18 protein-coding genes are annotated in these 20,089 nt (G+C 47.9%); 8 read left to right on the plus strand and 10 right to left on the minus strand.

The window, feature by feature from the left end; all coding sequences use genetic code 11:
* Positions 1 to 9: 9 nt before the first annotated feature.
* Positions 10 to 528, minus strand: a complete 519-nt coding sequence (locus C8D85_RS08775; protein WP_133561719.1) for a lactoylglutathione lyase family protein — start codon at positions 526 to 528, stop codon at positions 10 to 12.
* A gap of 117 nt (positions 529 to 645) precedes the next feature.
* Here C8D85_RS08775 and C8D85_RS08780 point away from each other — a divergent pair, with 117 nt between their 5' ends.
* Together C8D85_RS08780 and C8D85_RS08785 are read left to right on the plus strand one after the other, a co-directional pair.
* Positions 646 to 1,539: a LysR family transcriptional regulator gene (locus tag C8D85_RS08780; protein ID WP_133561721.1), complete on the plus strand. Its 894-nt coding sequence runs from the start codon at positions 646 to 648 to the stop codon at positions 1,537 to 1,539.
* A 93-nt stretch (positions 1,540 to 1,632) separates the two neighbouring features.
* The gene (locus C8D85_RS08785) at positions 1,633 to 3,288 is read left to right on the plus strand and encodes a SulP family inorganic anion transporter (RefSeq protein ID WP_133561723.1); all 1,656 of its coding nucleotides are present in this window, start codon (positions 1,633 to 1,635) and stop codon (positions 3,286 to 3,288) included.
* Between the two features lie 10 nt (positions 3,289 to 3,298).
* Here C8D85_RS08785 and C8D85_RS08790 read toward each other — a convergent pair whose 3' ends face one another.
* Positions 3,299 to 4,192, minus strand: a complete 894-nt coding sequence (locus C8D85_RS08790; RefSeq protein WP_133561725.1) for a helix-turn-helix domain-containing protein — start codon at positions 4,190 to 4,192, stop codon at positions 3,299 to 3,301.
* Between the two features lie 148 nt (positions 4,193 to 4,340).
* On the opposite strand from C8D85_RS08790, the gene aroE reads away from it, so the two are divergent.
* Positions 4,341 to 5,192: a shikimate dehydrogenase gene (aroE, locus tag C8D85_RS08795; protein ID WP_133561727.1), complete on the plus strand. Its 852-nt coding sequence runs from the start codon at positions 4,341 to 4,343 to the stop codon at positions 5,190 to 5,192.
* A 69-nt stretch (positions 5,193 to 5,261) separates the two neighbouring features.
* Here the strand turns inward: aroE and C8D85_RS08800 are convergent, their stop codons facing one another.
* Positions 5,262 to 6,128: a YicC/YloC family endoribonuclease gene (locus tag C8D85_RS08800; protein ID WP_133561729.1), complete on the minus strand. Its 867-nt coding sequence runs from the start codon at positions 6,126 to 6,128 to the stop codon at positions 5,262 to 5,264.
* A gap of 133 nt (positions 6,129 to 6,261) precedes the next feature.
* On the opposite strand from C8D85_RS08800, the gene rph reads away from it, so the two are divergent.
* Positions 6,262 to 6,984, plus strand: coding sequence for a ribonuclease PH (rph, locus tag C8D85_RS08805; RefSeq protein WP_133561731.1), 723 nt, complete (start codon positions 6,262 to 6,264; stop codon positions 6,982 to 6,984).
* A gap of 163 nt (positions 6,985 to 7,147) precedes the next feature.
* Positions 7,148 to 7,648: a hypothetical protein gene (locus tag C8D85_RS08810; RefSeq protein ID WP_133561733.1), complete on the plus strand. Its 501-nt coding sequence runs from the start codon at positions 7,148 to 7,150 to the stop codon at positions 7,646 to 7,648.
* A gap of 68 nt (positions 7,649 to 7,716) precedes the next feature.
* Here the strand turns inward: C8D85_RS08810 and ushA are convergent, their stop codons facing one another.
* The 5 genes from ushA to C8D85_RS08835 all read right to left on the minus strand — a co-directional run bounded on the left by ushA (position 7,717) and on the right by C8D85_RS08835 (position 13,832).
* A complete protein-coding gene (gene ushA, locus C8D85_RS08815) occupies positions 7,717 to 9,330 on the minus strand; it encodes a bifunctional UDP-sugar hydrolase/5'-nucleotidase UshA (protein ID WP_133561735.1) in 1,614 nt (537 codons plus the stop codon).
* A 194-nt stretch (positions 9,331 to 9,524) separates the two neighbouring features.
* Positions 9,525 to 10,634 (minus strand): ABC transporter ATP-binding protein, encoded by a 1,110-nt coding sequence (locus tag C8D85_RS08820; protein WP_133561737.1) that lies wholly within the window; start codon positions 10,632 to 10,634, stop codon positions 9,525 to 9,527.
* Between the two features lie 76 nt (positions 10,635 to 10,710).
* On the minus strand, positions 10,711 to 11,592 hold the full coding sequence (locus C8D85_RS08825; RefSeq protein ID WP_133561739.1) for a carbohydrate ABC transporter permease: 882 nt from the start codon (positions 11,590 to 11,592) through the stop codon (positions 10,711 to 10,713).
* Positions 11,585 to 12,514, minus strand: coding sequence for a carbohydrate ABC transporter permease (locus tag C8D85_RS08830; RefSeq protein ID WP_133561741.1), 930 nt, complete (start codon positions 12,512 to 12,514; stop codon positions 11,585 to 11,587). Before C8D85_RS08830 ends, C8D85_RS08825 begins: the two co-directional genes overlap by 8 nt.
* A gap of 70 nt (positions 12,515 to 12,584) precedes the next feature.
* A complete protein-coding gene (locus C8D85_RS08835) occupies positions 12,585 to 13,832 on the minus strand; it encodes an ABC transporter substrate-binding protein (protein WP_133561743.1) in 1,248 nt (415 codons plus the stop codon).
* A gap of 264 nt (positions 13,833 to 14,096) precedes the next feature.
* Here C8D85_RS08835 and C8D85_RS08840 point away from each other — a divergent pair, with 264 nt between their 5' ends.
* From C8D85_RS08840 to C8D85_RS08850, 3 genes are read left to right on the plus strand one after another with little or no spacing between them, the layout of a single operon-like run.
* Positions 14,097 to 15,674 (plus strand): sensor histidine kinase, encoded by a 1,578-nt coding sequence (locus tag C8D85_RS08840; protein WP_133561745.1) that lies wholly within the window; start codon positions 14,097 to 14,099, stop codon positions 15,672 to 15,674.
* Positions 15,661 to 16,092: a response regulator gene (locus C8D85_RS08845; RefSeq protein WP_162847561.1), complete on the plus strand. Its 432-nt coding sequence runs from the start codon at positions 15,661 to 15,663 to the stop codon at positions 16,090 to 16,092. Before C8D85_RS08840 ends, C8D85_RS08845 begins: the two co-directional genes overlap by 14 nt.
* Positions 16,093 to 16,100: 8 nt before the next feature.
* Positions 16,101 to 17,798 carry a GGDEF domain-containing response regulator gene (locus C8D85_RS08850; RefSeq protein ID WP_133561749.1) on the plus strand — a complete coding sequence of 566 codons (1,698 nt, stop codon included), beginning with the start codon at positions 16,101 to 16,103 and terminating at the stop codon, positions 17,796 to 17,798.
* Here C8D85_RS08850 and C8D85_RS08855 read toward each other — a convergent pair whose 3' ends face one another.
* The gene (locus tag C8D85_RS08855; RefSeq protein WP_244936976.1) at positions 17,799 to 19,265 is read right to left on the minus strand and encodes an ATP-binding protein; all 1,467 of its coding nucleotides are present in this window, start codon (positions 19,263 to 19,265) and stop codon (positions 17,799 to 17,801) included.
* Positions 19,225 to 19,986 carry a response regulator gene (locus C8D85_RS08860; RefSeq protein ID WP_133561751.1) on the minus strand — a complete coding sequence of 254 codons (762 nt, stop codon included), beginning with the start codon at positions 19,984 to 19,986 and terminating at the stop codon, positions 19,225 to 19,227. Before C8D85_RS08860 ends, C8D85_RS08855 begins: the two co-directional genes overlap by 41 nt.
* Positions 19,987 to 20,089: the final 103 nt, after the last annotated feature.

Below are 20,089 nucleotides of genomic sequence, written 5' to 3' on the forward strand. Positions count from 1 at the left end.
GATAAAGCATTAACCTGTGTAGGCTCCGCTAGCGTAATGTAGCTCGTAGCTGTGGCTGTAGATTTCAAGAATGTTGCCAAATGGGTCTTCCATGTAGATCATTCGATATGGCTTTTCCCCAGGGTAGTAGTAACGCGGAGCCTTCATGCGTTTCTTGCCGCCTGCTGCGACGATGCGTTCAGCCAGCTCTTCGACATTTGGGTCTTGAACACAGAAGTGAAAAATACCCGTTTTCCAGTACTCAAAGTTGTCCTCTGGATTCTCTTGGTTTTTAAACTCAAAAAGCTCAACACCAATGCGGTCACCTGTTGACAGGTGGGCAATGCGAAACTTGTCCCAGCCTGCGCCAAAGACATCGGTACACATCTCACCAATGGCAGAATCATCTTCGACGATTTCGGTCGGCTCCATGATCAGATACCAGCCCAAAACTTCGGTATAAAACTTCACTGCTGCTTCTAGGTCCGGTACCGAGATACCAATGTGTGAGAATGTTCTTGGATAGGGCGTCGTTGCGTGAACAGACATATTAACCTCGCTATAGATACTATGTGATTCGATGAGGTCACTATAAGATCGAGGCTGATAAATTAAAAATTATCATTTATTCTCAAAATAATAATTTATTGTTATCAAGGGGCGTCAATGCTAAACCCTATTTGGCTGAATACGTTTAAAACTTTAGTGGAAGTGGGGCACTTTACTCAGACGGCTGATGCGCTGCACATGACTCAGCCTGGTGTGAGTCAACACATTCATAAATTGGAAAGCGCCTGCGGCCATCTTCTGATTAAGCGAGAAGGGAAGCGCTTTGAGCTGACCGAGCAGGGGCGTTTGATGTACGACTATGCGTTAAAGGTCACAAAGGACGAAGCCACTTTACTAGAACGCCTAAGCTTTGATGACCCCTTTTCCGGTGTCTGCAAATTGTCGTGCTCTGGCGCCCTAGCACTGCTGTTGTACACACCGTTGCTGGCGTTACAGAAACAGCATCCCAACTTAATCGTCCAACTAGAAGTCGCTCCCAATCATAAGACATTGCAGGATCTGCAAACAGGCGCGGTCGATTTGGGAATCGTGACCCATCAACCTAACGAGACCCAATATCAAAGTAGCGTCATCGGCAGTGAAACTTTATGCCTGGTGTTGCCTAGTGCCTATCAAGATGCGGTGATACAGCCAGAGTTATTGCATCAAGTAGGGCTGATTAATCACCCAGATGCTAAGCATTACCTTCCCTTGTACTTAGAACGCTGTGGTGACCCAGCCTTAGCTGAGTTAGATACCGAACGCCTTGCTGTAACGGGTTATATTAACCAGCTGAGTCAGATTCTCTTACCCGTTGCAAAAGGGCTAGGGTTTACTGTTTTACCAGAAGCGGCCGTGGCGAGCTTTGCGCATCAGGAGAGCTTGCATGTCGTGGTGCCGAAACAGCCAGTCGAAGAGACCTTATATTTGGTGCACAAGCGTTACCGAACCTTACCAAAACGCTACGACACTATTTTTAAAGCATTGGCGGAGATCCTGTCGTCAGGATGAGTCTTTTGTCTTTCTGCCCCTCGAAATATGTTATTCTTATAACGTTTTAGCCTTTGTTATTCGTGTTTTTCTCGCAACCATTGGGGGTGTTTGTTGTTAGATTCTCAGCGTTTTGCTGCATTCGATTTTAAAGGGGATGTGTTTGGTGGTGTGACCACTGCAATCATCTCTCTCCCATTGGCATTGGCATTTGGTGTGGCATCCGGTGCTGGGGCAGAAGCAGGCCTTTGGGGCGCGATTATGGTCGGCTTTTTTGCAGCGTTATTTGGTGGTTCTACCACGCTGATTTCTGAACCGACTGGCCCAATGACCGTGATTATGACAGCGGTCTTGACCAGCATGATGGCTGAGTACCCAGAACACGGCATGGCGATGGCTTTTACCGTGGTCATGATGGCGGGGGCCTTCCAGATGCTACTTGGCTGGCTCAAACTCGGTAAGTACGTCACCTTAATGCCCTACAGTGTTGTGTCGGGCTTTATGTCCGGTATCGGCGTTATTCTGATTATCTTGCAGTTATCCCCCTTGCTAGGGTCCCCAGCACCTCCAGGTGGCGTTGGCGGCACGTTGATGGCAATCCCTGAGACTCTAGCGAACTTGCAATGGCGCGAGCTGTTACTCGGTGTCTTGACGTTGGCAGTGTTATTTTTCTTTCCGAAGCAGTATCGAAAATACGTTCCCGCTCAATTGGTGGCGCTGGTGGCGATCACTTTGATTTCGGTCATTCTATTTGATAGCGATAGCATCCGTCGTATCGGTGAAATCCCCTCTGGTTTGCCATCATTGGTGTTGCCGCATTTTAGCGCGGATATGTTCACCAAAATGGTCATTGATGCCTTAGTTCTAGGTACTCTGGGTTGTATTGATACCTTGCTAACTGCGGTGATTGGCGATTCTTTGACGCGTACCGAGCACGACTCTGATAAAGAGCTACGCGGCCAAGGTCTTGCGAACATGATTTCAGGCTTGTTCGGCGCGTTGCCAGGCGCAGGGGCAACTATGGGTACGGTAACCAATATCCAAGTGGGCGCGCGCTCTCCAATATCGGGTATTGTACGAGCATTGGTACTAGCACTAGTGGTTCTGGTTGCGGGTGGACTCACCGAACCGATTCCAATGGCGGTCTTGGCGGGTATTGCGGTTTATGTAGGCTTTAATATTCTCGATTGGAGCTTTATTCAACGGGCTCATAAAGTCAGCTTGTCAGGCATGGCGATTATGTACGGTGTGATGCTACTGACGGTGTTTGTCGACTTAATTGCAGCGGTCGGCCTTGGTGTATTTATTTCTAACATCATCATTATCGAAAAACTGAGCCGCGAACAAACCCGTCATGTAAAAGCCATCAGTGACTCGGATAACAACAACGTTCCTCTAACCGATGAAGAACGCGCCATGCTGGATCAAGCTCAAGGCAAGGTGCTGTTCTTCTACTTATCAGGCCCAATGATCTTTAGTGTGTCCAAAGCTATCTCACGCCAACATGCCAGCATTGATGAATACGATGTCATGATTTTAGACTTGAGCGACGTGCCTATGATCGACGTCACCGTAGGTTTAGCACTTGAAAACGCCATCAAAGACGCCAACGACGTGAACTGCGAAGTTTTACTGTTGTGCCCGAATGAACGCACCCGTGAGCAGCTTGATAAATTCCACGTGATGAGCTTTATTCAAGAAGGCAACGACTGCGAAACCCGCGAACAAGCTTTGCAAAAAGCCTTGGTTTGTATTGAAGCGAAAGACTGACTCTAATGAGTTAAAGCTCCAAATTACGATCTGGTGTGTGATGCACCAAGTCCTTATGGTGTCTTCGGTATTGCGTTGGCGTTATGCCAACGGTTTTACTGAAGCTACGTGAGAAATGCGCGCTATCGAAGAAGCCACTTTGTACGGCGATGTCTGCCATCGCCAAATCGGTCTCTGTCAGCAAACTACAGGCCTTTGCAATCCTTAAACGTGCCACGTAATGGCTGATGCTGACGCCGGTGCTGCGTTTAAAAATCCGCTGTAATTGACTCTCTGACAAGTGAATGTTCTGACATAGTGGGGCAAGTCGTATGGGGGCGGCATAGTGCTGATGTAACCAAGCCAAAACTCTCGTCATGCGGTGTTTATCATAGTAGGGTTCTGGCAAGCGTTCTGGGTTCAAGATACGGCTGCAAGTTGCTTTCTGTGTTGCTAAATTCAGCAGAATACTCTGTAAAGAGAGCGCTTTCTCCGCTTGTGAAATGTGGGGTAGGGTAAGAATGATGTCCCGAAGATCTTTGGAAATGTCTTGATTAAAAGCTAGGCCACCGGATGCTTGAGAAAGCATGGAAGAGAGGCTGTTGTACTCGGGCATTAGCTTAATCAAACCCTCGATCCATGACAGAGTGAACCAGCAAACCACTGCCCGGTGGGTATTGCCTTGATTTGTCGTAGACTGTGATTGCCAAGCATGAGGTAAATTTGGCCCAACGAGCACCAAGTCCCCATCGGTGTATTGCTCAACAGATCCACCCACAAAACGTTTTCCTTCGCTATCTAACGTAAAGGTCAGTTCGTATTCTGGATGGAAATGCCAATTGAATCCAAACTCTGGCAGTTGCCGATCATAAATAAGACAGGACTGTGAAGTAGGGATGCTAACGGTTTCTAGCCATGGTTTCATGAATCGTGACCGAGTTAAAACTGAGAAGTTATTTTCTATGCGGTAATTGTACAAATCAATGCGTGTTTTATGAATGCACTGCTGTAGCCATCGGTCTACGCTTATCGGAACATTCGTTTTAAAAAGCTAATAGCATGAGATGCACGTTATGACACATAACTTCTTACTTCCGCTGACCGGCTCCTTTGCACAACCTGCGGCGGAAAACCCTACCGTCGCCATGATTGAAGCGGCGTTCGTTCATCATGGTTTAGATTGGCGTTATATCAATACCGAAGTGTCGCCAGACAATCTCGCTGCGGCGGTGGAGGGCGCACGTGCTATGGGATGGCGCGGTTTTAATTGCTCTATTCCGCATAAAGTCGCAGTGATTGAACATCTGGATGGGCTTGGAGAATCGGCGCAAATTATTGGTGCGGTGAACACCATCGTGCGTCAGGACGATGGCCGATTGATCGGAGAGAATACCGATGGTAAAGGCTTTGTTCAGGCGTTATCGAAAGTCGTCGACCCATCCAGCAAACGGGTTGTATTGTTCGGAGCTGGCGGTGCTGCCCGCGCTGTTGCGGTGGAAATGGCCCTTGCTGGTGCAACACACATTACGGTCGTGAATCGTAACCCTGATCGTGGCAATGGCCTCACGGCATTGCTTAATGGCAAAACCCCAACCCAGGCTGAATATCATGTCTGGGATACCACTTACCAAATTCCAGCGGATACCGACATCGTGATCCAAGCGACGTCTATCGGGCTGTTCCCCAACATCGATGACACGCCGGACATTGACCATCAATCACTACTGCCAAACATGGTCGTCGCCGATGGTATCCATAACCCATCGCAAACCAAATTGCTACAAGCGGCGCAGGCTCAAGGCTGTCAAACCGTCGACGGACTACAAATGCTCGTGGGTCAAGGCGTGATCGGCCTCAAATATTGGACTGGCATCGACGCCGATCCTAAGGTAATGCGACAAGCACTGCTGGATTTGGGGTTATGAAGATATTGAGGGACATAGAAACTGAAATGATTAAAGTGGATAGCACAGCTATCCACTTACCAATCGAAATTACTCGATATTCTGAATCTGCTCTCGCATTTGCTCAATCAATACCTTCAGCTCAACAGCGCTGTTCGTTGTCTCAACCACAATAGACTTAGAAGAAAGCGTATTGGCTTCGCGGTTTAGCTCTTGCATGAGGAAGTCTAGGCGGCGGCCGATTGGCCCTTTTTCTTTAAGCTGGCGGCGGACTTCTTTGGTGTGGGTCGCTAGGCGATCCACTTCTTCAGCCACGTCGGCTTTTTGCGCTAGCATGACGATTTCTGCTTCAACGCGCATTGGGTCGAGTTCGACTTTAGCGGCTTCTAGCTTATCCAGTAGGTTTTGTTTTTGTGCGGCGATGATGGTCGGTAGTTTCTCTTTTACATCGGCAACGATGGCGTCGATGCTGTCTAGGCGCTCTTCGATGATGGCGTTGAGTTGCTCGCCTTCGCGCTGACGTACACTGATCATGTCGTCTAGGGCTTTGTTGAACAAAGCGATTACGGCCTTTTTCACTTCGTCGGCATCGGCGCTTTCATCGCTTAGAATGCCTGGCCATTGTAGGATTTGCAGTGGTGATGGGGTTTTGATGCCATCAAACCAAGTACCCAGTTCTTTCACTGCGTTAGCCAGTGCTTGGGCATTTTCAGCATTGATGTTAAGACCTTTGGCAGCGGTGTCTTCAGCGTAGAAACGTAGCTGGCATTCCACTTTACCGCGGTTTAGCTTTTTACGTAGGCTGTCACGGAAGCCAAATTCCAATTCACGGAATTGTTCCGGTAGGCGGAAGTGTGGCTCAAGGTAACGTTGGTTTACTGAGCGGATTTCCCAGCTGATGGTGCCCCAGTCGTATACGGCTTCTTGGCGCGAGAACGCGGTCATGCTTGCAGTCATGTTGATTCCTAACAGCGAAATAAAAGATGCGGTTAGTGTAACCTAAGACTGACTTTCCCGTCAGGATGGGCAGTCATTTTTGCCAAGGTTCGTTATAATCCCCACTTTAGAAACGAATAACAGTGAGACTTTTATGCGTCCAAGCGGTAGAGCAGCAGATCAATTACGTCCAATGAAGTTTACGCGTAACTTTACAAAGCACGCGGAAGGTTCCGTATTAGTGGAATGCGGTGATACCAAGGTCATTTGTACGGCAACGGTTGTGCAAGGCGTACCACGTTTCTTGAAAGGCAAAGGCCAAGGCTGGATCACAGCAGAATACGGCATGTTGCCACGCTCGACCCATAGCCGCATGGACCGTGAAGCGGCGCGCGGCAAACAAGGTGGCCGTACGGTTGAGATTCAACGTTTGATCGGTCGTTCTTTGCGTGCCGCTTTGGATCTGAAAAAGCTGGGCGAATACACCATCACGATTGACTGTGATGTGATTCAAGCCGACGGTGGTACCCGTACTGCATCGATCTCAGGCGGTTTCGTTGCTCTAGCGGATGCGGTGAAAACACTGGTAGAAAGCAAAAAGGTCAAAGAGAACCCAATTGTATCGCAGATCGCAGCGATCTCTGTGGGCGTTTACCAAGGTACGCCAGTATTGGATTTGGATTACCCAGAAGATTCTAGCGCGGAAACGGATATGAACGTGATCATGAACGATAAAGGCGGCTTTATCGAGATCCAAGGCACAGCAGAAGGCGAAGCATTCAGCGATGAGCATATGATGGGGATGCTGTCTGTGGCGCGTAAAGGCATCAGCGAAATCATGGAAATGCAGCGTGAAGCCCTGTTCCAAGAAGCTTAATCTATCGCTAGATAGGTAATCAAAGGGAGTGATATTCGCTCCCTTTTTTTGTGCCTGTGAAATGCGCTCATGAACCGAATTGTTATTTGAATTGCGTTAACTTGTACGTTTTTTGATCGCTTGATTATGCCATGCTTAATCCTTAAAAAAACGGAGGCACGCAATGAACAATAAGAAAAAACTCGCGCTGATCGTTGGGCTGGGGTTCTCTCTGCCTGTGTTATCAGACTCTGGTTTAACAGGAAACTGGCAAATCGCTAATATGGACCAAGCGTCCAAAGACACAGCGGTTGCTATTGAAGGTGTCGTGAAAGAGATGAACTTCTTTGTTCGCGGTATTGCTCGTTCTCGATTAGAAGAAGAGGCGCAAGTGTGTCCAGAATGGCGCATTAAACGTATCGAGCAGTCTTTCTCTTGGCAATGTGAAGACGGGGCAATGTGGACAGTAAATACCCAAGGTGACACTGCGTTAAAAGGCGACGACGGAAGGGATATTCGGGCGACGTTCACCCAGCTAGGGGACAGCGTTTCAGTGACGTTACGCTCTGAACGAGGTGTACGTACTCACCAGTGGCAGCGACAAGCAGACGGGGTGATGTATCGCTCTATTTTAGAGTCTGAGAAGCTACCTAAGCCCCTCGAATGGTCGCTTCAATATCGATAATTACTTCACCATCACACATTAAAAAAGCGAGCCTAAGCTCGCTTTTTTGTGCCTAGAGCTTGGTGTGTTTAACGAATCACCGCACCCGTTGGTTTGTAGTTATTGATCATGATTGGCGAGTAATCTTTGATGTACTCAACCAATACGTCAGCATCTACGTAACCTGAGTTCACGTAGTTTTTGTGATCAGTGACTTTCGGGTAACCGTCGCCACCGGTTGCTGTAAAGCTGTTCATGGCAATACGGTATGTTTTGCCTGCTTCCAATGCTTTACCACCGACTTTGATATTGGTCGCTTTACCGTCCATTAATACCAAAGACACGCCTTGGAATTGAGCAAAGGCACCAGAGCCCGCTTCTTTAGCGGCTGCCGCAGACAGGTAATCAGTCAGCTCGTCTGCCGTTAGATCAACGTAAGCTAGAGCGTTACCAAATGGTTGAACCTGTAATACAGATTTGTAAGTGATGTCGCCTGCTGGAATATCGTCACGGATACCACCAGAGTTCATGACCGCGACGTCTGCGTTCACTTTCTTCATCATGGCCGCCGCGATAAGGTTACCAAGGTTGGTTTCTTGTGAACGGACAATGCCACGTTCGCCGACCAACTTACCGTCGGTGAAGCCAATTTTGACACCCAGTTTTTCTTGGCCGATGTCTTGGTAAGGCTGCAACATAGACAGCATGGTTGGGTCTTGGGCGATTTCTTTATCGATGAAAACACGCTCACTGGAGCCGTCGGCTTTTTTCACTTTTTTCTTCAGGTTGACTGGGATCAGTTCGTAGTCCGACGCGACGATCATGCCATCTTTAATGGTCATATCGAGGCGGCCTACGTATTTACCCCATTCGTGGGCTTGAAGAATCAAAGTGCCGCTCTGTACGTCAGGCTCAAACAGCGGGTTTTGCGAGTGACCACCCACGATCACATCAATACCAGGAACGGTGCGTGCTAATGTCACATCACCTGGGGCATTACCACCATGGTTGCCGTTATCGTAGTGGCCCATATGGGTGACCGCGACGATCAGGTCCGCTTTCTTTTCCAGTACTGGAATCAGGTCTTGCGCCACTTCGATCGGTGACTTTATGGTCAGGCCGTCTAGGTACTCAGGGTTACCGATCTTAGCCGTATCGTCGGTAGTGAAGCCGACAACGGCTACACGTAGGTCATCAACAGTGAAGATCTTGTAAGCATCAAATAACGGCTTGCCCGTCTTATTGTCGATGATGTTAGCAGATAAGAATGGGAAGCCTGCCCATTCACGCTGTTGCTTCAATACGGTCAGAGGGTTATCAAACTCATGGTTACCTAGAGCCATGGCATCGTACTGCAGCATGTTCATGCCTTTAAAATCTGGCTCGGCATCTTGTAAATCGGATTCAGGCACACCGGTGTTGATATCACCACCTGACAATAGCAGGGTATTGCCGTCTTCTAACATAACCTCTTCACGAATGTTGTCGATCAAGGTTTTACGAGCCGCCATACCGTACTCGCCATTACTGTTTTGCCAGAAACGACCGTGGTGGTCATTGGTGTGTAGGATGGTTAGGTGATATTCCTTGCCTTCTTGCCACATTGGGCTGGAAGTCATTTCGCTGTTCATGGTTGAACAGCCAGCCAAAGCGATCACAACACCTGATAAGGCGAGTGGCGCAATCAATCGATGTGCGTTCATTCTTTTGTCCTTTGCGTGAGTTTGTATTATTCAAGATTCCAACATGAGACGGGCGCTCACTTGTAAAACAATGTAACCCAACAAGATGACAACTGCGAGACTAAACCTGACCTTATGTACAAAAATGTCTTAAGCAGGCAAAAAAAAGCCGGCTTGCGCCGGCGAAAAGTTCTGTGAGTCTTACCTACAAAACGTTAGTTATCAATACGTTGACCGTTGTCTTTGTCGAAGGCAACGGCTTTTGATGTATCAAACATCATAGCAATCGCTTCCCCTGCACGAGCTGGGTAAGCAGGGTTACAACGACAGTTCACTTCCGCGCTTTGAATGCGTGTCAGTACCATTGTGTCGGCACCCATTGGCTCTGTTACTTCCACATCAATGTCTGCTGTGACGACGAACTCTTTGCCTTCTTTGTGTGGCTGTGGCTCGGTGATCATCTCTGGACGAAGGCCTAGTAGGATTTCTTTGCCAACGTGTGCTTTTAGGCTGTCTGGTTTCGGGAAAGGAACAACGGTTGGTGTTGCCGCTTGTAGCTCCAGTGCGTATGAACCGTTTTGCTCAACCACTTTTGCTGGGATGAAGTTCATCGCTGGTGAACCCATGAAACCTGCCACGAACAAGTTGGTTGGGTTGTCGTAGATTTCTTGTGGTGTACCCAGTTGCTGTACTTCGCCGTCTTTCATAACCGCGATGCGATCCGCAAGGGTCATCGCTTCGATCTGATCGTGGGTAACGTAGACGATCGTGGTACCAAGCTTCTGGTGTAGCTTCTTGATTTCAGTACGCATTTCCACACGAAGTTTCGCGTCTAGGTTCGATAGCGGTTCGTCGAATAGGTACATCTTAGGACGACGCGCTAGGGCACGGCCCATGGCCACACGCTGACGCTGACCGCCTGATAGCTGCGCTGGTTTACGCTTCAACAGGTGGCCGATTTGTAGCATCTCTGCAACGCGTTCCACTTCCGCTTCACGCTCTTCTTTTGGCACTTTACGCATTTCCAAACCGAATGAGATGTTCTCAGCAACGGTCATGTTTGGGTATAGGGCGTAAGACTGGAACACCATCGCGATGTCACGGTCTTTTGGACTTGCGTAAGTAACGTCGTTATCACCGATTAGGATACGACCTTCAGATACGTCTTCTAGGCCGGCAATCGAGTTCATCAGAGTCGATTTACCACAACCAGAAGGGCCGACCAAAATTAGGAATTCACCTGCTTCAATCGAGATGTTAATGCCTTTTAGGATTTCCGTTTGGCCGTAGCGTTTTTTTACATTATCAATCGTTAAACTTGCCATGATTTTTTCTCCAAATTCTTTCACTGGCCGGCGGATGTTGTCGCCGGCCGTCAACCTTTAAATTGAACCTTAAGACTTAGCCTTTCACTGCGCCCGCTGTTAGACCGCGAACGAAGTATTTACCCGCTAAGATGTAAACCACCAATGTCGGTAGGGCGGCGATGATGGCAGCAGCCATGTCGACGTTGTATTCCTTACCGCCGAAGCTGGTGTTTACAAGGTTGTTAAGAGCTACCGTCACAGGTTGTGTGTCGAAGCCAGAGAACGCCACGCCAAATAGGAAGTCGTTCCAGATTTGCGTGAACTGCCAAATAACCGTTACGACGATGATTGGCGTCGATACCGGCAAGATAATACGGTAGAAGATAGTGAAGAAGCCGGCACCGTCTAGACGTGCTGCTTTCACAAGTTCTACTGGAATAGACTGGTAGAAGTTACGGAAGAACAATGTGGTAAATGCCACACCGTACACCACGTGTACCATGACCAAGCCTGTTGTCGTGTTCGCAATGCCCAACCAACCCAGAGTACGCGCCATTGGTAATAGGATTACTTGGAATGGGATGAAACAGCCCACTAGCAATGCTGCGAAGAACACGTCGCTGCCTTTGAATTTCCAGTGTGAAATCACGTAGCCGTTTAAAGCACCCAGCAATGTAGAGATGGCAACGGCAGGGATAACGATCTGGAACGAGTTAAAGAAGTACGGCGCCATACCTTCACACTGGCTACCAGTACACGCACCACTCCATGCCTTAGACCAAGCATCAAAGTTCAGCGAGCTTGGCAGCGACAGCAACGTGCCAGAGCGGATTTCTTCTACGTCTTTAAGAGACGTTAACAGCATGACTAAGAAAGGCGCTAGGTAAACAGCTGCCATGCCAAAAAGGCAGACATATAGCGCGATACGAAGCACTTTATCTAACGTAGAGGTTTGGCGTTTTGCTACATTACTCATGGCGCTCACCTCGTAATTCTGAGTACAAGTAAGGAATTAGGATGGCCAATACACAGCCCAACATTACCATCGCAGACGCGGCACCTAAGCCGATTTGGCTACGTGTGAAGGCGTGTGCGTACATGAAGTTTGCTGGTAGGTCTGATGAATAACCTGGACCACCATTGGTCAACGCGGCTACCAAGTCGAATGACTTGATCGCGATGTGCGACAGGATAACCAAGGCACTGAAGAATACCGGTTTTAGTGATGGCAAAATGATACGACGGTAGGTCGTAATGGTGCTTGCGCCATCTAGTTGTGCTGCTTTAATCATTTCACTGTCGACGCCACGAAGGCCCGCTAGGAACAGAGCCATGACGAAGCCAGATGCTTGCCATACTGCTGCGATGACCAAACAGTACACCACCATGTCAGGGTCAGATAACCAATTGAAACGGAAATCTTCAAAGCCCAACTCGATCATCATTTTTTCGATACCGTTGGTTGGGTTTAATAGCCACTTCCAAGCGGTACCCGTTACGATGAATGAGATCGCCATTGGGTAAAGGTAAATCGTACGGATCGCCCCTTCTGCGCGGATTTTCTGGTCCAAGAAAATGGCCAGCATGACACCAAGAAATAGACAGATCAGAATGAATAGGCCGCCAAAGATACCCAGGTTTGATAGGGCTACCATCCAGCGATCATTCATGAACAAACGCTCGTATTGATCAAAGCCGACGAACTTATACGTTGGCAGCATACGAGAGTTGGTGAAAGAGAGTACGGCGGTCCATATCATGTAGCCGTAAATACACACGATGGCAGCAATAACCGTCGGTGCCATAACAATTTTGGGCATCCAATCAGCCAAACTTAGGCGTGCAGGACGACCAGCTGGAGTCGCTCCAGACCCAGCGTTGGCGGCATTTTTATTCATAATGGGTGCTTCTACTTAAGGGAGAGAAGAGAGGCTAACCTATTGGCTAGCCTCGTTTTTTTAACACAAATTACATGCTTGCTTTAACAGCACGAGCTAGACGGTCAACGGCTTCTTCAGCAGTCATAGAGTCGCTGTTGTAGAAGTTAGTGACAACGTCATAAATCGCACCTTGTACCATTGAGCTTACGGCCATGCCGTGCGCCATACTTGGTACTAGGTCGCCTGTTGTTGAGCTTGCTAGGAAGGCATCCATAGAAGCGTGTGCACAAGTGTCGAACTTATCACGAGGCATGTTTAGACGAGCAGGAATCGAACCTTTGTTAAGGTTGAACGTTTCTTGGAAAGTTGGTTCAAGCATTAGCTTAGCAAGATCTTGCTGAGCACCTTGAGCGCTTTCGTCATCCACTTGGAACATTGCTAGAGAGTCGATGTTGAAAGTGAACTGGCCGCTTGTGCCAGGCGCTGCGTAACAAACGTAATCGATACCCGCTTTCTTGCCCGCTGCTGTGAATTCACCTTTCGCCCAGTCACCCATGATTTGCATTGCTGCATCACCATTGATCACCATAGACGTAGCGATGTTCCAGTCACGACCAGAGAAACCTGGGTCAACGTATTCGCGTGTTTTCTTGAACGTCTTGAATACATCGATCATGTCTGCGCCACGAAGTGTCGCATCATCAAGACCGACGAATGCTGCGCTGTAGAACTGAGAGCCTTTTGCCAAAGCGATGGCTTCGAACAAAGTAGCGTCTTGCCAAGCTTGACCACCGTGAGCAAGTGGCGTGAAGCCTGCTGCTTTGATTTTGTCTGCTGCTTCAAAGAATTGCTCCCAAGTGCTTGGGATTGAAGCGCCGGCTTTTTTGAAGATTTCAGGGTTCGCCCATAGCCAGTTTACGCGGTGTACGTTAACTGGAGCCGCTACGTAGTGGCCATCATATTTCATGACATCACTAACAACCTGAGGAAGAACAACGTCCCACTGGCCTTTTTCAGCAACAGCATCAAGATTGGTTAGGAAGCCTAGGTCACCCCATTCTTGAATAGTAGGGCCTTTGATTTGGGCAGCCGCAGGTGGATTACCAGCGATTGCGCGAGATTTTAGAACGGTCATTGCAGATTCACCGCCGCCACCAGCAACAGCGAAGTCTTTCCAAGTGTGGCCTTGCTCTGTCATCAACTCTTTAAGAACGTTGATAGACTTCGCTTCGCCACCGGATGTCCACCAGTGTAGAACTTCTACTTCACCTGCATGAGCTGTCGCCGCAGCAACAGAAATGGCAAGACTAGACAAACCTAATGCAATTTTCTTCATGATTAGTAACCCTTGTTATTGTTATGGGACTTTCTGACTAACGTTTTATTTAATCTAGGTTATGTGCATAAAAAATGCTCACCTTAGACGGAGTAAATGTAGCAAACCTTATGCACGCAGGTAGTAAAGTAGAGCAACCAATTGTATCAAAGTCTTGCAAAGGTAAGATTTGTAACACTTCTTTTGCTGCCCTAGTGACTCAAGAATCTTCATCTATACTCACATAAATGTGTCCGTCTAAAAAAATGATGCCAAGGGGGCGCCATGAGCACGCCAATTCAGACAGGGGTCGATGTATTTTTCCTCATTTGCTACAGCGCATTGCTCTGGTGGCTTTGGCGTCTGAGCCGTGCTGAGTCGCGCCAATCCGATGTAACCTCTCTGCAAGGCATTTCGCTTACGTTAGTGATTTTATCTGTAAGCGATGTATTACTGGATACCACTCGCTACGGACAATTTGATTCGCTGTTAAACACCCTGACTGCCGGTATGGGGATGGTCTACATTGTAGGCGCCTGTTTAGTTGCTTTATTTGTGTTGCTTAATAAGAGTGACCGACAGCGTTCCCAAGCACTGCAGGACAACAACCTACTTTTGAAACAAGAAGTTGAAAGGCGTCAGGCGGTAGAGAAAAAGTTGCGCCAAGTGTCAGATTCCCTTGAGAACGAAGTCGCGCAACGTACTCGCGAGTTAGAAGACATCAAAGACCGTCTAGAGCAAGAAGTGTTAGCGACGGAGCAGGCTAACAAACGCATGACCAGTATTTTTGATGCGGCACCCAACGGCATGCTCGTCGTCAACAAAGAGGGCGTCATTACTCAGGCAAATTCTATGGTCGCGTCGATTTTCCGGTGTGCGGTAGACGATTTAATTGGTCAGTCGGTGGAGCGTTTGGTGCCAAATGAAATTCGCCACCAACATGTGACAGACCGACAAGAGTTTCAAGACAAACCGTCTAAACGCAAAATGGGGGCGCGCCGGGATCTTTTTGGCGCGCGGTTTGATGGCTCCTATGTGCCATTAGAGGTCGGATTACATCCCGTTGCACTGGACGGAGGGACTGAAATTGTGGCCGCAGTGGTTGATATCAGCGAACGAAAAGCCTACGAAAAGCGTATTCACGAGCGTAATGAAGCCCTCGAAACGTCCAACCGTGAGTTACAAGAGTTTGCGTTTATTGCTTCGCACGATTTACGGGAGCCGTTGCGTAAAATCATTTCCTTCTCGACCTTGTTACAAGAGGGTGAATACGGCGAGTTTAACGAAGAGGGGAAGGTGTTCTCGGGCTATATCGTTAATGCCGCTCAGCGCATGCGTGATTTGTTAACTGACTTATTGGCGTACAGTCGTGTGACCTCAAAGGCGAATCCATTTAAGAGGGTGCGGGTTAACCTTTTGATTGCTGAAGTATTGGATGATTTGCAGCTTGCTATCGATGAAGTTCATGCTCAGGTTGATGTTGCGGAGTTGCCTGATGCCATAGCTGACCAAGTTCAAATGCGCCAGCTATTTCAGAACTTAATTGGCAACAGCCTAAAATATCATGATCCAGATAGACCTCCTCGTATTCGCATCGCAGGTAGTGAAGACGATTACTTCGTTCGTTATGAAGTATCAGACAATGGCATCGGTTTTAATCAACAGTACTCGGAACAAGTGTTTGAAATCTTCAAACGCTTACATGATAAACAGTCGTTCTCTGGCACCGGAATGGGGTTAGCAATTTGTCGAAAAATTGTGCAGCGCCATGGTGGCACGATTGTAGCGCGCTCAAAAGAAAATGTTGGGACGACCATGTACATTGAGCTTTCAAAGCAGGTTGGGAGCCATGAAGAGTCATAATGAAACATTAATGAGAATATTGATGCTGGATGATGATCCAGAAGATGCATTTTTAGTGAGAACGGCTATAAAACGCTCGTGTTTACCGCTGTCTTTTATGTACTTTCAAACCAGTGAAGCGTTTTCCCAATATTTGCATCGCACTTCATTAGTGAGTCATGAGAACGAGGTCGTAGTGCTTTTATTAGACTTAAACATGCCTTGTAAAGGGGGCTTGGAATGGCTTGAAGAACTACGCTCAGACAGTCGTTACGAAGGACTTATTATTGTAGTCTTTTCGACGTCGAATATGGCAGAAGAGAGAGCTCGAAGCTTATCCTTGGGAGCTAATGACCATTTGGGGAAACCTGATAGCGTTCGAGAGCTGGCTCATAGACTGACGGATTTATATCACCGCTGGATTGGACACCGTAGGTAGGGGTAAAGATGGAGAAAGTGAGTTTATCAATTTTGGTCATTGAGGATGACTTGGAAGATTTCATTCTTTTGCGAACGTATTTGTCTCGAGCAACCCGTTCCCAGTTTGAGCTAAGTCATGCTCAGAGCTTCCAAGACGCCATGAAATACTTAGTCGAACAGTCGTTTGATATTATTTTGGCGGACTATTTTCTGGATGGTCATACAGCGACGGACTTATTCAAACATGTGAAGCTGATCGGCATAGACACCCCTATTGTCGTGCTAACCGGTATGGCTGCATCTGAACTAGATGATGTCTTAATGCAATTAGGTGCCTCGGACTTTATCCCGAAGGAAGAGCTCACTACTGCATTGTTAGAACGCAGTATCCGACACGCAATAGAGCGCAAGCGCGCGGAACAACAAATTTCCCAACTAATTAAGCGAGACCCTTTGACAGGACTTGGTAACCGCTTAATTTTCGAAGAGCATGCAGAGCTTGCCATTGCTCGTGCCAAGCGCAATAAATCCCGCTTAGCAGTAGCTTTCTTAGACTTGGATCGTTTTAAAAATGTAAATGATACCTTGGGTCATCACATGGGAGACTTATTGCTCACATTGGTTGGGAAACGTATACAAGATGCGATCCGAGCCAGCGATTTTGTCGCGCGAATTGGCGGGGATGAATTCACATTGCTTCTGGACAATGTTCAGGATGTGGAGAGTTTGAGTGCTATTGCTAATAAAGTTCTAGCAGAAGTGACACGTCATGCGGTACTAGACTGCAAACATCTCGAAGTGTCGGCCAGCATGGGCATCGCTTTATACCCTGATCAAGGGAACAGTGTGTCTGAGCTAATGCGCAAGGCTGATATGGCCTTATACGAAAGTAAAAAGCAGGAAGGTAGCTGTCACCATATGGTGTTTAGTGACAGCTTACAGGCGCGTTTGCAAAAGGAAACACGAGTTGAAAATGGTCTGCATCAAGCGTTGGCTAATAATGAATTTGAACTGCATTACCAACCGATTGTTGAGCTAGATACACAACGAATCCAGGGAGTAGAAGCTCTGATTCGTTGGCGTCAAGCTGATGGCAAGCTATTACTACCGGGAGAGTTCATTGAAGAGGTCAATCGTGTTGGCCTGATAGGTGCTTTGGGGGAGTGGGTCCTGGAAGCCGCTTGCAAGCAGTTGCGAGTGTGGTTAGACAATGATGTTGATTTAAACATGTCGATCAATGTCTCCCCACGACATTTACGTCAAGCAGGTTTTGACGAACTAGTGATTGAAACGGTAAAGCGTTACCAGATTCCTGAAGGGCGATTGATGCTTGAACTGACAGAGGAGGTGTTTGTCGATAGTGGTATTTCCAGCCTCTATGTACTCAATGAAATCCGTAAAGTTGGGGTGCGCATTGCGATTGATGACTTCGGTACGGGCTATTCATCTATGCGCTATCTAAAGAGTTTGCCAATTGATCGTATCAAGATCGATCGCTGTTTTATATCAGGCGGAGGTGGAGTTCATTTGTCTGACCCGATGATTACTCAAGCAATCGGCTTCCTGGCGGAAGGTTTGGACTTAGACCTAGTTGCCGAGGGCATTGAAACACCTGAGCAAGTGGCAGCTTTAAAAGCGCAAGGTTGTCAAAAAGGGCAAGGTTTTTTATTTGCTAGACCTTTGCCAAACCACGTACTAATTAATTTATTAAGGGCGAATCATTGATCAATGACGAGGCAGGCGTAAGCGCACCTCTAGACCGCCTTGTTCACGGTTTCTCAGGGTGACTTCTCCACCATGGGCGCGAGCAATGTTTCGAGCAATGCTTAAGCCAAGTCCGACACTACCGGGGCGACTGCCTCGAGCAGTTGCTAATTGCGTATAGGGCTCAAAAACACGATCGATTTTTGCATCCGGAATACCTGGGCCGTTGTCACAAATGCGAATGCATAGTTCGCTGTCACTATCTTCCAAGATCACATCGGCTTTGTGGCCATAGTACAACGCATTATCGATGAGGTTGCCAAGGCAACGCCTAATCGCCAGTGGCTTGCCTGTATAGGGGGCTTTTAATGTACCTTGGATCACCAGAGTTTGCGGCGTGTGCTGGGTACTTTTTTGAATGTCATGGAGAAAGCGCATAATGTCGATTTCGACGCGATTTTCATGAATATCTGTCTCTTTAACACTCTGAATAGCGCCTTTTACTAGCATATCCAAATCTTCAAGATCACGAATCATGGCTTCGCGAGAGTCGTCATCATCGAGCATCTCTGCTCGAAGTCTCAGCCGAGTAATAGGCGTTTTTAAATCATGGGAAATCGCAGCGAACAGTTTCTCGCGGTCGTTGAGATAGCGCTGAATGCGTGCCTGCATATCGTTAAAGGCGTGTGCTGTATGACGTACTTCTAAAGCCCCGACTTCTCGTAGTGGTTTAAAGTCACCCTGACCAAAGCGCTCTGCAGCGCGTGCCAGCACCGCTAAAGGTCGTGTCGTGCGGCGTAAAATCAAGAGCGTCAGTAGCAGTACCGTCGTGACTGAGACCACCAGAGAAAACACACGGTCCTGACTTAGAGGAGACGTTTCCTCTAAGAAGTATGGATCCGGCATCAAGCTGGCGAGGTATAGCCAATCAGAGTCATTGATTGGTATCTGAATGACGATAATAGGCGGTGTGAGCGGTTTAACTAAAAGGCTGTGGTGCCCCCAGCGCTCCGGTAAGTCCACCAATCGAGTGTGATTATTAATCACATGCAAATCGTCTGGGCTAGAAAACGCAATCTTGGCATTACTAATGCCCAACTGCTTAACCAAGGTGCTCTGCACCTCGTCTTTGACGATGTCTTTAAGGGGGGAACTGGGAATCGGATTGATGAGGATTTCTTCGCGATTTAAGGTAACGAAGAAGCGCGTTCCTCCCATATCCTGCAATTGATCAATGACAATATGGCGGTAATTCTGGGGCAGTGATGAAAAGTAGCTGACCGTTGCAGCGATGCGAAACGCCATATGTTTCGAGACTTCACGCACATTTTCACGGGTGTCAGCCTCGACTTGATGTAGCCAGATCGTGGAACCGATTAACTGCACAGCGGCCACACCAAAGGTCATGATGATGACGATTTGTCCTGTTAGGGATTGCAGCCACTGTTTAATCTTCAATAGTGTCGTCATGGTCGTTGGCGTCGACATGTGCCGTCAAAATATAGCCCTGTCCACGCACAGTTTTAATCAGCTGAGGCTGACGTGCGTCTTCACGTAAACGCTGACGTAAGCGGCTGACATGAACGTCGATGAAGCGGTCCAGTGGTGTGGTATCACGACCTCGCGTGTTCTCGGCAATATAGTCCCGCGACAGAACCGTGCCAGGGTTGGTGACAAACAACATAAGCAAGTTGTAGTCCGCGCCACTTAACGGCTCTTTGACTCCTTCCACCCATAATTCGCGTGTGAGTGTGTCTAAGACAAATTGCGCAAAACGATAAAAACGATAGGACTCAGGAATAGGCTCGACAACGGTTTCAGGCACTTCCGCAATATGTTCCATTCGACGATGAATGGCTTTGATGCGTGCCAACAGTTCACGAGGATTAAAAGGCTTGGCCAGATAGTCATCGGCACCAATTTCTAGGCCTATGATACGGTCCATCTCATCTGAGTTAGCGGTTAGCATAATGACGGGAACGTTGGATTGCGTGCGTAGCGTGCGGCACACAGAGAAACCATCAGCGCCTGGCAGACGCACGTCTAAAATCACTAAGTCGACCCCAAGATCGGGGTTAAATGCGGCTAAAAAGGATTCGCCAGAATCGGCAGTCAGTACCTGATACTGGTTTTTTTCTAAGTAGGATTTGAGGAGTGAGCGGATCTCATCATCGTCATCCACAACATAGACGCATTTCGTTTTTGTCATAAAAACCTATTTTGAATAGTAAATAAGCAGATAAGGAAAAGAGTCTAGCAAGAAACCGTTTGTTAACCAACGGCCGAGATAATAGAGTCGGTAACCATCTGTG

The organism is Marinomonas communis (assembly GCF_004363305.1).
Taxonomy (GTDB): Bacteria; Pseudomonadota; Gammaproteobacteria; order Pseudomonadales; family Marinomonadaceae; genus Marinomonas; species Marinomonas communis.

Excerpts from the sequence above, each read along its gene's own strand:
- C8D85_RS08775 (WP_133561719.1), bottom strand. The coding sequence starts at position 528 with ATGTCTGTTCACGCAACGACGCCCTATCCAAGAACATTCTCACACATT.
- C8D85_RS08780 (WP_133561721.1), top strand. The coding sequence starts at position 646 with ATGCTAAACCCTATTTGGCTGAATACGTTTAAAACTTTAGTGGAAGTG.
- C8D85_RS08790 (WP_133561725.1), bottom strand. The coding sequence starts at position 4,192 with ATGAAACCATGGCTAGAAACCGTTAGCATCCCTACTTCACAGTCCTGT.
- aroE (WP_133561727.1), top strand. The coding sequence starts at position 4,341 with ATGACACATAACTTCTTACTTCCGCTGACCGGCTCCTTTGCACAACCT.
- C8D85_RS08800 (WP_133561729.1), bottom strand. The coding sequence starts at position 6,128 with ATGACTGCAAGCATGACCGCGTTCTCGCGCCAAGAAGCCGTATACGAC.
- rph (WP_133561731.1), top strand. The coding sequence starts at position 6,262 with ATGCGTCCAAGCGGTAGAGCAGCAGATCAATTACGTCCAATGAAGTTT.
- C8D85_RS08810 (WP_133561733.1), top strand. The coding sequence starts at position 7,148 with ATGAACAATAAGAAAAAACTCGCGCTGATCGTTGGGCTGGGGTTCTCT.
- ushA (WP_133561735.1), bottom strand. The coding sequence starts at position 9,330 with ATGAACGCACATCGATTGATTGCGCCACTCGCCTTATCAGGTGTTGTG.
- C8D85_RS08820 (WP_133561737.1), bottom strand. The coding sequence starts at position 10,634 with ATGGCAAGTTTAACGATTGATAATGTAAAAAAACGCTACGGCCAAACG.
- C8D85_RS08825 (WP_133561739.1), bottom strand. The coding sequence starts at position 11,592 with ATGAGTAATGTAGCAAAACGCCAAACCTCTACGTTAGATAAAGTGCTT.
- C8D85_RS08830 (WP_133561741.1), bottom strand. The coding sequence starts at position 12,514 with ATGAATAAAAATGCCGCCAACGCTGGGTCTGGAGCGACTCCAGCTGGT.
- C8D85_RS08835 (WP_133561743.1), bottom strand. The coding sequence starts at position 13,832 with ATGAAGAAAATTGCATTAGGTTTGTCTAGTCTTGCCATTTCTGTTGCT.
- C8D85_RS08840 (WP_133561745.1), top strand. The coding sequence starts at position 14,097 with ATGAGCACGCCAATTCAGACAGGGGTCGATGTATTTTTCCTCATTTGC.
- C8D85_RS08845 (WP_162847561.1), top strand. The coding sequence starts at position 15,661 with ATGAAGAGTCATAATGAAACATTAATGAGAATATTGATGCTGGATGAT.
- C8D85_RS08850 (WP_133561749.1), top strand. The coding sequence starts at position 16,101 with ATGGAGAAAGTGAGTTTATCAATTTTGGTCATTGAGGATGACTTGGAA.
- C8D85_RS08855 (WP_244936976.1), bottom strand. The coding sequence starts at position 19,265 with ATGTCGACGCCAACGACCATGACGACACTATTGAAGATTAAACAGTGG.
- C8D85_RS08860 (WP_133561751.1), bottom strand. The coding sequence starts at position 19,986 with ATGACAAAAACGAAATGCGTCTATGTTGTGGATGACGATGATGAGATC.